We start from the raw sequence: 12,035 nt of genomic DNA, 5'->3' as shown, positions 1-12,035 counted from the left end.
CCGTCTCCTACAGTATCGAATCCATCGTCAGTGCCGGGTGATCGACACCGGCAAGGAACTCTGTCAGTGCCTCGATGGTCTCTGCATTCCGTTCGTCTGCGATCTTCTCAAAGAGGTCGCCCTTCCCCTGGGCTTTCAGCCTCTCCTTCAGCCGTGACGCCAGTTCCTCCTTCAGCACCGAGGGCATCCAGACCAGCCGATCGATGCCGCCCTCTGCCTGGAGGAACCGATCGCTGAGAATATAACTCTTGGATATCCCGGCAAACCCGGGGGTCTGAACCCCGCCGCCGATGGTGCCGGCAAGGGTTGAAAACGACATCCCTGACGGGGTCTCTCCCTTATACTCACGGTTCACGACCATGATCCCGTTCACCTCAGGCAGCACCAGTGCGATCACCTCAAAGCAGCCGCAGGCGGTCATCGGGTACTCCATGAAGTTGTACAGCTGGCACCGTTCGATCGCCCCATGCGAGGCCTTTCTGACGAATCGATTCACCCCTTCGAACTCACCGTTCTCCGCACTGATCAGCCCTCCCTTCTGGACAGGCTGGTTGGCGCCGGCCGGGGAGATCTCATAGGCGATCTTCCCGTCGAGCCAGGAGATCGCACCACAGAGTCCGGGCCGTTCGGGGGTGATGACACAGACATGATCAGGGGCAAAGGTCTGACAGAGGGTGCATGAGTAGAAGGTATCGGCGTCGTCGTCCTTCATCCCTTTGATCCGTGCATCCCGCTCATCGTAGATCGCCTCTGCCTCCTTCTTTGCCGTCAGCACCTGCTCGGGATCGGTGATCAGCGTCACCTGCACCGCATCGAGGAGGTCGGGGAAGTCGATCCGGAACTTGCTGGCGAGAAGTTTTCCGATGTGCTCGACCCGGACACCATTCTTGACAGCCTCCTTGGAGAGCCGCACCCAGATCAGGTCCCGCTGCGCCACATGCCAGGACCCCTCGCCATAGTTGACGAAGTTGTGGATCCGCCGCTCGAGCACCGGCTCGTACTCCTTCTTCATCGTTTTGCCGGCGACCTCGATCACGATCCCGAGGGGGGCGGCCGATCCTTCCGGAATCGTCTCGATCTCAGGGCCGATCACGGTCACCTTTCCATCCTCGACCTCTGCTTCCGGGCGGACCCGGAGGAGTTCGAACGCCGGGGACCTTCCGCCGCCGAACTCGGCATACATCTCCTCCTTCCGGATGCTCTTCCCTTCAAAGGCCGGGGAACAGGCCATCGGGATCGGAATCGCGGTGACCGTGACCCGGATCCCGAGCAGATCCATCCCCTGCTTGACCGCCTCGGTGGGCGTCGGGGCGATCCACTCCCCGCCTTCGTAGCCGCCGAGGCTGATGATCGGGATCCCGAGGATCCTGAGTGCATCGATACAGGCGATCTCCTGGTCGGTCATCCCCGGGAACGCGAAGACGACGGCCTTGGCCCGTTCCTTAGCGTAGGTAAGCAGCCGTCCCGCATCGCCCGGCGCGACCCCGCCGAAGATCATCGCGACCCGGGCGATAAGGTCGGCGAAGTGGATGCCATGCGAGACCGACGGACCGAGCGGGATCAGTCGATAGTCGAGTCCGACCTTGACACCCGCCCCAGAGAGAGAACTGACCACATCGCCGGCCAGGAAGGTGAGCATGTACTTCTCCTGCAGTTCCCGGGCGATCGCAGCAGCCAGGTCTTTTCCCTGTGGGGTCCCGACGATCAGGGCGAGCCCGAGGATCGAACCGTCGACCAGCGAGTAGCCCAGTTTCCGGATCACTGCGTCGGCGATGAACCCGGTGTACGGCTCCTCCAGCGGCTGATGCAGCGAGGCATGCAGACACTCCCAGGCGATCAGCGGGTTCTTTCCGGACTTCTGGTAAGCCTCATCTGCCGAGGAGGCATCCTCAACCACGGTCCCGGTGACCGCAAATGAGATCGGGAGGTGATAGGCGGTCTCATCATAGCCAGGGATTGCAGTGATTCCTGCCATCGCCTGATCGAGCGCGGCCGTGCCGCGAGGTAATGATTCCTGTATACTGGTCATGAAATCCTCCAAAAAGGTCTCGTTAGAAGATTCTAGGAACCCTCAGTATAAGAGATGATCGTACAGGTACCATAATAGTACGCAGAATAGAAAAAAGAGGGGTTTATCAGAGACTGACCGGATACACTACCATAGATGTCTGACTCTAAGATGGCCCTGCGCCAGGTGGCGAAGATCCAGCGGGCAACGCTCGACGAGGCGCAGATCAGCGATTACAGCAGAAGGATCCGGGACCATCTGATCCCGATTCTCAAAGAGAGAGAGACAGTGCTGGTCTATGCCTCCAAGTGCCCGGAGGTCGACACGATGCCGCTGATCAAATGGCTGCTCAAAGAAGAGAAGACCGTGGTGGTACCGATCATCCAGCGGGAGGACTGCTCGCTCCGGCTCTCCTGCCTTGTCGACCCGGCCGTGCTGGTCCCCTCGACCTTCCAGGTTCCGGAACCGATCGGCCATGAGATCCCTGCCGACCCATCGGCGATAGAGGTGGTGATCGTGCCGATGCTGGCCTTCGACTCCGCCGGGAACAGACTCGGATACGGCGCCGGGTACTATGATCGATTCCTTGCTCGACATCAGGATATCCCGACGATCGGGCTGGCCTTCTCATGCCAGGAGGTCTCATCTCTCCCTGCCGATGAGAACGATATTCGGATGGACTGGATCATAACAGAGCAGGGAACCATCTGTTGCAGAAAGAATGCAGCATAAGAAATTGTTATATAAAATAATACACTAACTTAAGGTAAATCATAGATTCAGGTGATGATAATTATGGCAGATAATGATTATGTCAACGTCGTGGTGAAGGAAGCCGCACGGGATGATGCCGGCCGGGGTATCGCACGTGTCTCGATGGACGTGATGAGAGCGCTCGGATTCGTCAGCGGGGATGTAATCGAGATTCAGGGCAAGAGGAAGGCGAACGCCATCGTCTGGCCGGGATTTCCGGAGGACACCGGCAGAGGGATCCTCCGGATCGACGGGAACATAAGATCCAATGCAGGAACCGGGGTCGACGAGACCGTCAGGATCAGGAAGGTGCAGGCCTCGGTCGCAACCAAGGTTGTGATCCAGCCGACCCAGCCGATCCGGCTCGTCGGTGGCGAACAGTACCTGAGGAGGTTGTTGCATGGTCGGTCGGTGATGGAAGGGCAGAGTCTGCGGGTCGACGTGATCGGAAATCCTCTCACCTTTGTGATCGCCAAAGTCACACCGAAGGGGATCGTGGTCGTCACCGATGAGACCACCATCGAACTGAAGGAGACCCCCTACAAACCGGAGGAGGGAAAGAAGGAAGCGGCGACGGCGGACATCCACTACGAGGATATCGGCGGGCTCGGCCGCGAACTGCAGCAGGTTCGGGAGATGATCGAACTGCCGCTCCGCCACCCGGAGATCTTTGAGAAGCTCGGGATCCAGCCGCCCAAGGGGGTGCTGCTGTACGGGCCGCCCGGCACTGGCAAGACGTTGATAGCGAAGGCGGTGGCCAACGAGGTGGACGCCCACTTCATCACCCTTTCAGGTCCGGAGATCATCTCCAAGTACTATGGTGAGAGCGAGGGAAACCTCCGCCAGGTCTTCGAGGAGGCCCAGCAGAACGCCCCGACGATCATCTTCATCGATGAGATCGATTCGATCGCACCCAAGCGGGAGGATACCAAGGGCGAGGTCGAACGCCGGGTGGTCGCCCAGTTGCTCGCCCTGATGGACGGGCTGAAGGGGCGTGGCGAGGTGATCGTGATCGCGGCCACCAACCTTCCGGATGCGCTCGACCCGGCACTCCGGCGGGGCGGCCGGTTCGATCGAGAGATCGAGATCGGGATCCCTGACCGGAACGGCCGGGAGGATATCTTCAAGGTCCACACCAGGGGTGTCCCCCTCGCCGAAGATGTGGACCTCAAGGATCTCTCAGAGACCACGCATGGATTCGTCGGTGCCGATATCGCCCTGCTGGTCAAGGAAGCCGCGATGCACGCCCTTCGGAAGGTGATCCCGAAGATCAAGGATGACGAGGGGATCCCGGACGAGGTGCTCGACCAGTTGAAAGTGACCAATGCCGACTTCACCGAGGCGAGAAAACATGTCGACCCGAGTGCGATGCGGGAGGTGCTGGTCGAGGTGCCGGACGTGAAGTGGGAGGACATCGGCGGACTCGAACAGGTGAAGAAGGACCTGACCGAGACGGTGGAGTGGCCGCTCAAGTACGCGGACGTTTTTGAGAAGCTCGAGACCAGTGCCCCGAAGGGGATTCTGCTCTTCGGCCCGCCAGGCACCGGCAAGACGATGCTGGCAAAGGCGGTCGCCAACGAGAGCCAGTGCAACTTCATCTCGGTGAAGGGGCCCGAACTCCTCTCAAAGTGGGTCGGTGAATCAGAAAAGGGGGTCAGGGACATCTTCAGAAAGGCCCGGCAGGCTGCTCCGTCGATCATCTTCTTCGACGAGATCGATGCCCTGGTGCCGTCGAGGGGATCCTACACGGGCTCCTCGCATGTGACCGAGAGTGTGGTCAGCCAGATCCTGACCGAGCTGGACGGGCTCGAGGAACTGAAGAACGTGGTGGTGCTGGCAGCCACCAACAGGCCCGACATGATCGACAAGGCGCTGATGCGGCCAGGCCGGCTCGACCGGCACCTCTACGTCCCACCGCCGGACAGGGAGGGGAGGAAGAAGATCTTCGAGGTCTACCTGCGGCATGCCGAGGCGATCCTCTCAGGGGATGTGAAGATCGACGATCTGGTTGAGAAGACCGAGAGGTTCGTGGGTGCAGACATCGAGGCACTGGTCAGGGAGGCGAAGCTCTCAGCGATGCGTGAGTTCATCGGCGTAATGACCGGGAAGACCGAACTGGAGAGGACCGAAGCGATCGGGAACGTCAGGATCACCGGAAAGCATTTTGAGGACGCACTCCTTAAGGTCAACGGATCCCTGGACCGCGATACGACCGAGCAGTCCGAACGGCAGTCCTGGGAGATCCTCTTCAACCAGGACCAGAGGATGATCCTTGAGGATGCGGCCGCTGTCATCAAGCGTGCCGAACTCAAAGGGATCGGCACCACGGTACCTGATAGCCAGAAGAGCGAGATAGAAGATCTCAGAACAGCGTTATACAGACAGACGAAGGACTTCGGTCTGATCAAGGAGAGAACAGCACAGGTGAAGGGGCACCTTGACGGGACCGGGTGAGCACAGGACATCATTATGAGCACGTCGCCATTGGACCAGGACGATGAAGTCGAGCAGTTGATTCGGCAACTGGTCACCTATACCCTCCAGAACAGGAGGGGACGGGTGCCGGTTGCCTTCGGCTTTCGGGTGATCTACGCCCCTGCCGATTCAATCCTCGATCTTCCACCAGCAGATGAGGTCATTGAGAGAGAGGCCGAGATCACGACCATCGATGACACGGTGATCGTGGTCACCGAACTGCCAGGTATGAATGTAGAAAATATCAGGATGGCTCTTTCGGAACAGTCTCTTCAGATCATTGCAGATCAGGATCACCTGCATTATCGGTCGGAGGCAAACCTTCCACACCGTCACCTGGTCCCAATGCAGACATCATTCAAGCACGGAATCCTGGAGATCATGCTTGGGAGAAGAAGACCCGGCGACGAACAGGAACAGGGAACATCGACCGATTGACCAGGATATCCATTTATCAATACTCTATCTTTTTTGGTGCCCCTCTCCATACAGTCCTTTGATGCAATTCCAAAGAAGAGTTAATTAGATTAGTAAAGAGAGAAAAACTGGGTCTGTATGTCAGAGACTGTCTTCGTACCACTGGATGTGCCAAAGCGTGTTCGTCCCACCTATGTCAGGAACTATGAGACGATCACTCATAAGACCGGACGGCTGATGCTCTTTGCCGGGGACCAGAAGGTCGAACATCTGAACGATGACTTTTATGGCGAGAAGATCCATCCCGACGACGCGGACCCAGAACATCTCTTCCGGATCGCAGCACAGGGGAAGATTGGAGTCTTTGCAACGCAGCTCGGGCTGATTGCACGTTATGGAGCGGACTATCCTGAGGTCCCGTATCTCGTCAAGGTCAACTCCAAGACACACCTGGTCAAACCTGAGCAGAAGGATCCGATGAGCACGGCCCTCTATTCGATCCAGCAGATCGTGGACTTCCGTGACCGAAGCGGGCTCAATATCACCGCTGTCGGGTATACCATCTATCTGGGCAGCGAGAAGGAACCGGAGATGCTCCGGCAGGCAGCCCAGATCGTCTATGAGGCTCACCAGCACGGCCTCATCACCGTCCTCTGGATCTACCCCCGCGGAAAGGCGGTGAAGGACGAGAAGGATCCGCACCTGATCGCAGGGGCAGTCGGTGTCGCATCCGCCCTTGGCAGTGATTTCGTCAAGGTGAATGCACCAAAGAAGGAGGGTGCAGTCTCCTCAGAACTGATGCAGGAGGCGACCAAGGCCGCTGGAAAGACGAAGGTTGTCTGTGCAGGCGGTTCGAGCGTATCAGAGGAGGTATTCCTGCAGCAGTTGTACGATCAGATCCATATCGGAGGGACCGCCGGGAACGCCACCGGCAGGAACATTCACCAGAAATCCCTTGAAGATGCGGTTCGGATGTGCGACGCCATCTACGCAGTGACCGTTGAGGACATCCCGGTTGAGGAAGCGATCAAGATCTGTAAGGGGACCAGCCCTGCTGCATAAGAGAGCAGGAACAGTGGGAGAAGAGATGATTACCCTTGAAGAGTACCTCGATGGCACCGGTGCCGAACAGGAACTGAAAGAACTGGTCCGGTTGATCGCCGCCCAGGCCACCCCGATTCGGGAGGCATTCCTGACCAACCAGACCTATGCAGGTACCACCAACCAGTCAGGAGAGGAGCAGGCCGCCATGGACACCTGGGCGGATCGGCATATCACCGAGGTACTGCAGAGATCGGGTCTGGTCAGAGAGGTTGCATCTGAGGAGCAGAACGACATTCTGAAGATCCCAGAGTCCCACGGGGAGTACGCCGTCGTGATGGACCCGCTCGATGGTTCGTCACTGATTCAGGTGAACCTGGCGGTCGGCACGATCGTCGGGATCTACGACCACGGCACCGTGATGCAGCCAGGCGAGAAGATGCGTGCCGCACTGTATATGCTCTACGGTCCAATGACTGTGTTGACCCTGACCGTCGGCGAGGGGGTCCAGATCTTTGCCCTCGATAACAACAACCAGTACGTGCTCCTCGAAGCAGACGTCAAAATGCCGGAGGGAAACCTGTACGGTTCTGGCGGGCTTCGGACCGTCTGGACCGAGGAGCATGCCCGGTTCATCGACACCTGCGAGCAGGAGGGGTACAAACTCAGGTACTCCGGTTCGTTTGTCGCAGACTTTCATCAGATCCTGAAGTACGGCGGGATCTACTGTTACCCGGCCGTGGTAGGAAAGGAGCGGGGCAAGCTCCGGCTGATGTTCGAGGCGAACCCGATCGGGTTCATCGCAACCCAGGCAGGGGGAGCGATCTGTGACGGCAGGATGAACGTCCTGACGATCAACCCGGAGAAACCCCACCAGAAGACTCCCCTCTACGTCGGCTCAAAGGGGCTGATCGAGAAGGTGAACGGGACGCTCTGCACCTGAAACCCATGGGAGGAGAGGAAATTTCCACAATCACCGTGGCTGTACGAGCGGTCGGGGGGTACCCGGGGCATGCCCGGATCCATCCGAAGGTGCTCGAACGGGCAGCACGAGTAGTAAAGGAGCAGGTGAAGGCCGGGACGGTCACTGACTCAGGGATCATCCACTGCGGAGACCTGCTCGGACTGATCCTGACCGGTGCGATACCAGATGATCTGATCGAACGGACCTTTACGGCCGGCCAGAACGAGGCGACGGAGTTGCACCTCTGTCCATCACAGGGTAATTCCCTGACCCTCGAACTCACCCTCACCGAGCGGGAGCACGAGCCGGTGCTGGTGTTGATGACGGACACGGGAAGGACGGTCGCCCAGATCCTGTACCGTATCTTCGCTGACCCACTCATGACAACACGGCTGGTCAGCGACCCGTGCTTACGGGAAGGGTTCGTCTTCGAACTGACCTTGCTGGACGGGGTACAGCACCGTTATACCACCCCAGGAGAGACATACCAACTCCTAGGATGCCTCACAGACGAGGAGATGAAGGGTATCAGGGTACTAAAACAGGATGGCACCATAGCAGCGGTGGCCGGCATAGAGAGGACAGGAGGGGCGATCATCATCAGAACTGAGGGATCGTTTCCGTCGGTCGACGAGGTGCTTGCACCCTTCCTCTCCCCCCACCTGATGGCAGGGATGACCCTGATGCCGGTCAGCATCTGTGACGCTCACACCACAAAAGCAACCAGCCCTTCGCGGATCACGGCGTTCGGATTCGCTCTGAACAGGGGTAGACTGATCGGCCCGGCAGACCTCTTCGATGACCCGGCCTTCGATCCATCCAGACAGGCTGCGGTGCGGATGGCCGGAACCCGCCGGATGCAGGGGCCGTTTCGGCCCTGATCGTCACCCGACTCAGGCCCGGCCATCAGGCGCCGGTTACCGGCCCTCTTCTAAAAAATCATTGATCAGCGCATAGGCGATACTCATCGGTCCGGGCAATTGCGGCAGATCGTCCCGGTGGAACCAGCCCGCAGCCTCGATCTCCCGATTATCGATGGCAATCTGGCCACCTGCATACTCGGCGGTGAATCCGATCATCAGCGAGTTGGGGAACGGCCAGGGCTGAGAACCCCAGTACTGCACAGACCGGATACTGACCCCGACCTCCTCCTGCACCTCTCGGTGAACTGCATGCTCGATCGTCTCGCCAGGCTCGACAAAACCGGCGATCACACTGTACATCCCTTCGGGAAACCGGGGGGAGCGTGCGAGCAGGCACCGGTCGTTATCCCGTATCAACACAATGATCGCCGGAGAGAGGCGTGGATACTCGGTCTGCCCGCAGACCGGACAGACCATCGCCAGTTCCTGGTCGGCGAGAGCGGCTGGTGCCCCGCACCTGCCACAGAAACGACGGGTCGCCAGAAACGCCGTGATCTGTACGGCCCTGCCAGCGATCCCGAGCGACTCCTCGTCCACCAGATTGAAGAGTTCACGAAGGTCGACAAAACGGGTACCTGGACGGGCGGAGATCTCGGGAGCCGGGGCCACATAACAGGGCTGGTCGTTCACCCAGCCGATCCCGACCATCTGGTCGACAGCGGGGATCGCAGGGGATCCAAACGGGAAGAAGATCGAGTTTACCTGCTCGTCCACCAGCACCTGACCGCCCTGCACGATCACCAGGAGTGACCCGGCCTCCGGAATTCCGGCTGGTGACAGGTAGCCAAGGTGCAACGACCTCACCGCATAGTGCGGTTGAAAGGAAGAACCATCAGATCTCAAGGATACTATCACTCACAGCTCGTACAGATCGCTTTTCAGGCATGACTTCCGTGATCGCGGTAAAGAGAGAATCGACCTTCTCGTTGGTGACCAGGGAGCGGAGGGCAGCGAGCTCGGTGGTGTTCATCACCATATATCCCTTCCTCTTCATGGGCAGACCGTTCTCACCGACCGGATTCAATTCGAGGGCGAGCGAGGCGGGGCGCGTCCGGGTCTTGGGCAGTTTGATGATCGAAAGCCCCGGTACAGAGGTCTGTTTGCGTTCCCAGTCATCACCAGACTCAAGAAACGTTCGGAGTGTATCAACAAGTTCCATGATGCTGATATTGATCGCGATCCTAAAAGGATATTTGTCGCAGAAAGAATTTTTATCCCTGCAACGATGATACTACTCAGATGGATGGACCGCTGCTGGATCTGATCACCGGGCTCGCTGCCTTTGGAATCTTTGTCGTTCTGATCGTCGGGCTACCGCTGGTCATGCCCCATGCCATTGCATATCTGGTCGCGATCGCCGGGTTCCTGCTCGTGATGAGCGGGGCAGGGTATGTGATCAACGATAAGATCGCCTGAGATCTTCGATCTCCCCTTTCACTCTTTCTTTCGCCGGTAATACCCGAGCGGGCTGCTCACCCTGGAGCAGAGCGCATTCTTCCCGATGCAGATCCCATTGGTCTGCATCGTGGCGCACGACGGCGGCGAGTACTCGGTACCCCCTCCGCCGGTGATATGTCCGACCTGATACATCGTGGTCTGCAGGTCGAAGTCGGGTGCCCGACAGTACAGTTCGACGATCTGGGTCGAGGACATCCCGATTGTGTGCAGAAAAGCGGTCATCGCAAACCTCCCCGGATGGGTCAGATTCTTTCCTTCGGTCACCGCGGTGATCAGGGCGCTGATGCAGGGGGGATACCGTCCCTCGTCGATCGGACCGAGGTCCCGCAGCATCTGCTGCTGGTAGGTGGCGTTCAGGTGCTCGGTGATCGGCCTGACCTGTTCACAGACCGAAGGCGGAACCTGAAGCGGAAGTTGTCTGAGCAGCACCACGCGGATCCGTTCGGCCAGCAGTTCATCGATCTCCCTCTGTTCATCATCACCCCTGAGGAGGACCGACCCGGAATGCACCGAACGGTTCACCAGGCGCCACCGTTCGTCCCGGAGCGGCGCGACCAGGTCGACGTAGGCGACCAGCGGCATCCGGGCCTCATTGAGATCCATCCCCAGGCTCTCTGCGACGTAGGCCTTCTTATCAGGATCTTCATCAGCCAGGAACTGGGCGGCGCGCCGTGCCTCATACCTCGCCAGCCGGTCGATCAGCGTCCGGTCCTTCATGCAGGAGACCAGCACCCGTGCGAGCCCGTAACTGAAGATCTCAAGTTTCACATGGATATCGTCCGCAGGGACCTCAGGACGTTTCTCTCCTTCATCCTTTGATCTGCGAAAAGTGATGGCCAGGTTCACCCGGTCAGCGGCCTTCCCCAGCGCCAGTCCCCCCTGGCTGCCGGCGAGAAACTGGTCGAGGGACTCCGATTGCGTCCCGACATACTGCTGTGATTCTTTTAAAAATGGGTATCGTGCAAGGTCCTTGATATCGAGCCGGACCTGCATATCAGTCTGCCTCGATACGGGGGGCGAGCAGGTACATCACGTGCCCTTTGCCGTCCGCAATATCGAAGGTGAACTCCACGGGGTGGTCGATGCCGAGGCTGATCTCGACCTTCTCGGCCTTGCTCATCGTCTTGCCCATATCTTTCAGATAATCGAGCGAGAAGAGCGAGCGGGCCTGCACCGGCACCAGAGAGATCAGTTTGTCATCCCCGAGTTCGAGCCGGATATGATCGGTATCCCCCTCAGCCTCCATATAGAAGATCCCCTTTTCAGGGTCGATCCCAAGTGCAATCTTGTCCGATACCACTGAGGCGGCTTTGATTGCTGCACTGAGCGCCGCCCCGGATATTACCACCTTGCCGGGCAGTTCGATCGTCGGGGCGTTCGGGTCCTTGCGTATGGTATTGGTGTCGAGCAGGGTGATCGAATACTGATAACTCTGGAAACTGACCTCCAGTTTCCTGCTCTCCTCTGCAAGCGCAAGGTGAACCGGATCCCCCTTGCCCATCATCGAGAGGACATTCTTGATCTTCACAATATCGATGCCCATCTCGCTGGAGGTGGCCTGATATGACTCGAAGACATCCTTATCCAGCTCAAGCGAGATCATCGCAACATTCGCCGTGTCGACAGTCCTGGTCCGCAGTCCCTGCTCTGTGGCATGCAGGCGGCATTCGGTCACCAGCGCTGCGATCGCATCCACCGACTCTCTGAAGACGTCTGCATCTATAGTAGCATCCAACATCATGAACTCCCTTAACAAACTCTATTATAAACTATATAATCATAGTTTTAATAATATCGGAGAAAATATTGTGGTTAACGCAACATTTCAGACAAATCAGGCAATGCGCGAGCATTTTTTGACCGGATCGAAATGAGACGTGTATCAAAAACGTGTACAAATACCAGATGAAAATCTGTGCGTGCACGATACATGGCGTTGCGCTCACCACTGTTGAAGAAGCCCGAATGAGATGACAATCGTCGGGCTTTGACAATA

12 protein-coding genes are annotated in these 12,035 nt (G+C 58.3%); 7 read left to right on the top strand and 5 right to left on the bottom strand.

Features of this window, described 5'->3' with window-relative positions; translation table 11 throughout:
- Positions 1-7 precede the first annotated feature (7 nt).
- Positions 8-2,041 carry an acetyl-CoA decarbonylase/synthase complex subunit alpha/beta gene (acsB, locus tag MPAL_RS04075; RefSeq protein ID WP_269078475.1) on the bottom strand — a complete coding sequence of 678 codons (2,034 nt, stop codon included), beginning with the start codon at positions 2,039-2,041 and terminating at the stop codon, positions 8-10.
- 123 nt (positions 2,042-2,164) lie between these two features.
- On the opposite strand from acsB, the gene MPAL_RS04070 reads away from it, so the two are divergent.
- The 6 genes from MPAL_RS04070 to MPAL_RS04045 all read left to right on the top strand — a co-directional run bounded on the left by MPAL_RS04070 (position 2,165) and on the right by MPAL_RS04045 (position 8,539).
- Positions 2,165-2,740 (top strand): 5-formyltetrahydrofolate cyclo-ligase, encoded by a 576-nt coding sequence (locus MPAL_RS04070; RefSeq protein ID WP_012617483.1) that lies wholly within the window; start codon positions 2,165-2,167, stop codon positions 2,738-2,740.
- Between the two features lie 63 nt (positions 2,741-2,803).
- Positions 2,804-5,215, top strand: coding sequence for a CDC48 family AAA ATPase (locus MPAL_RS04065; RefSeq protein ID WP_048145164.1), 2,412 nt, complete (start codon positions 2,804-2,806; stop codon positions 5,213-5,215).
- Between the two features lie 15 nt (positions 5,216-5,230).
- Positions 5,231-5,674, top strand: a complete 444-nt coding sequence (locus MPAL_RS04060; protein ID WP_012617481.1) for a hypothetical protein — start codon at positions 5,231-5,233, stop codon at positions 5,672-5,674.
- 117 nt (positions 5,675-5,791) lie between these two features.
- On the top strand, positions 5,792-6,715 hold the full coding sequence (locus MPAL_RS04055) for a beta/alpha barrel domain-containing protein (protein ID WP_012617480.1): 924 nt from the start codon (positions 5,792-5,794) through the stop codon (positions 6,713-6,715).
- Positions 6,716-6,740: 25 nt separating this feature from the next.
- Entirely contained in the window at positions 6,741-7,637 is an 897-nt protein-coding gene (locus MPAL_RS04050; RefSeq protein WP_012617479.1) for a class 1 fructose-bisphosphatase, read from the top strand.
- A gap of 5 nt (positions 7,638-7,642) precedes the next feature.
- Positions 7,643-8,539 (top strand): fructose 1,6-bisphosphatase, encoded by an 897-nt coding sequence (locus MPAL_RS04045; RefSeq protein ID WP_012617478.1) that lies wholly within the window; start codon positions 7,643-7,645, stop codon positions 8,537-8,539.
- Positions 8,540-8,575: 36 nt separating this feature from the next.
- Here MPAL_RS04045 and nudC read toward each other — a convergent pair whose 3' ends face one another.
- The gene (gene nudC / locus MPAL_RS04040) at positions 8,576-9,385 is read right to left on the bottom strand and encodes an NAD(+) diphosphatase (RefSeq protein WP_148208128.1); all 810 of its coding nucleotides are present in this window, start codon (positions 9,383-9,385) and stop codon (positions 8,576-8,578) included.
- Between the two features lie 28 nt (positions 9,386-9,413).
- Positions 9,414-9,740 carry a hypothetical protein gene (locus MPAL_RS04035; protein WP_012617476.1) on the bottom strand — a complete coding sequence of 109 codons (327 nt, stop codon included), beginning with the start codon at positions 9,738-9,740 and terminating at the stop codon, positions 9,414-9,416.
- 80 nt (positions 9,741-9,820) lie between these two features.
- On the opposite strand from MPAL_RS04035, the gene MPAL_RS16440 reads away from it, so the two are divergent.
- A complete protein-coding gene (locus MPAL_RS16440; RefSeq protein WP_012617475.1) occupies positions 9,821-9,997 on the top strand; it encodes a hypothetical protein in 177 nt (58 codons plus the stop codon).
- Between the two features lie 18 nt (positions 9,998-10,015).
- Here MPAL_RS16440 and priL read toward each other — a convergent pair whose 3' ends face one another.
- Complete coding sequence (gene priL / locus MPAL_RS04030; protein WP_012617474.1) at positions 10,016-11,032, bottom strand: DNA primase regulatory subunit PriL; 1,017 nt, start codon at positions 11,030-11,032, stop codon at positions 10,016-10,018.
- A 1-nt stretch (position 11,033) separates the two neighbouring features.
- Positions 11,034-11,777, bottom strand: a complete 744-nt coding sequence (locus MPAL_RS04025) for a DNA polymerase sliding clamp (RefSeq protein WP_012617473.1) — start codon at positions 11,775-11,777, stop codon at positions 11,034-11,036.
- Positions 11,778-12,035: the final 258 nt, after the last annotated feature.

The sequence above is a fragment of the Methanosphaerula palustris E1-9c genome, from assembly GCF_000021965.1.
Lineage (GTDB): Archaea > Halobacteriota > Methanomicrobia > Methanomicrobiales > Methanospirillaceae > Methanosphaerula > Methanosphaerula palustris.
The sequence above is the reverse complement of the archived record's forward strand: the minus strand, read 5'-3'. Positions and strand labels throughout refer to the sequence as shown.

Coding starts and splice junctions, on each gene's coding strand:
- MPAL_RS04070 (WP_012617483.1), top strand. CDS start 2,165: ATGTCTGACTCTAAGATGGCCCTGCGCCAGGTGGCGAAGATCCAGCGG.
- MPAL_RS04065 (WP_048145164.1), top strand. CDS start 2,804: ATGGCAGATAATGATTATGTCAACGTCGTGGTGAAGGAAGCCGCACGG.
- MPAL_RS04060 (WP_012617481.1), top strand. CDS start 5,231: ATGAGCACGTCGCCATTGGACCAGGACGATGAAGTCGAGCAGTTGATT.
- MPAL_RS04055 (WP_012617480.1), top strand. CDS start 5,792: ATGTCAGAGACTGTCTTCGTACCACTGGATGTGCCAAAGCGTGTTCGT.
- MPAL_RS04050 (WP_012617479.1), top strand. CDS start 6,741: ATGATTACCCTTGAAGAGTACCTCGATGGCACCGGTGCCGAACAGGAA.
- MPAL_RS04045 (WP_012617478.1), top strand. CDS start 7,643: ATGGGAGGAGAGGAAATTTCCACAATCACCGTGGCTGTACGAGCGGTC.
- MPAL_RS04035 (WP_012617476.1), bottom strand. CDS start 9,740: ATGGAACTTGTTGATACACTCCGAACGTTTCTTGAGTCTGGTGATGAC.
- MPAL_RS16440 (WP_012617475.1), top strand. CDS start 9,821: ATGGATGGACCGCTGCTGGATCTGATCACCGGGCTCGCTGCCTTTGGA.
- priL (WP_012617474.1), bottom strand. CDS start 11,032: ATGCAGGTCCGGCTCGATATCAAGGACCTTGCACGATACCCATTTTTA.
- MPAL_RS04025 (WP_012617473.1), bottom strand. CDS start 11,777: ATGTTGGATGCTACTATAGATGCAGACGTCTTCAGAGAGTCGGTGGAT.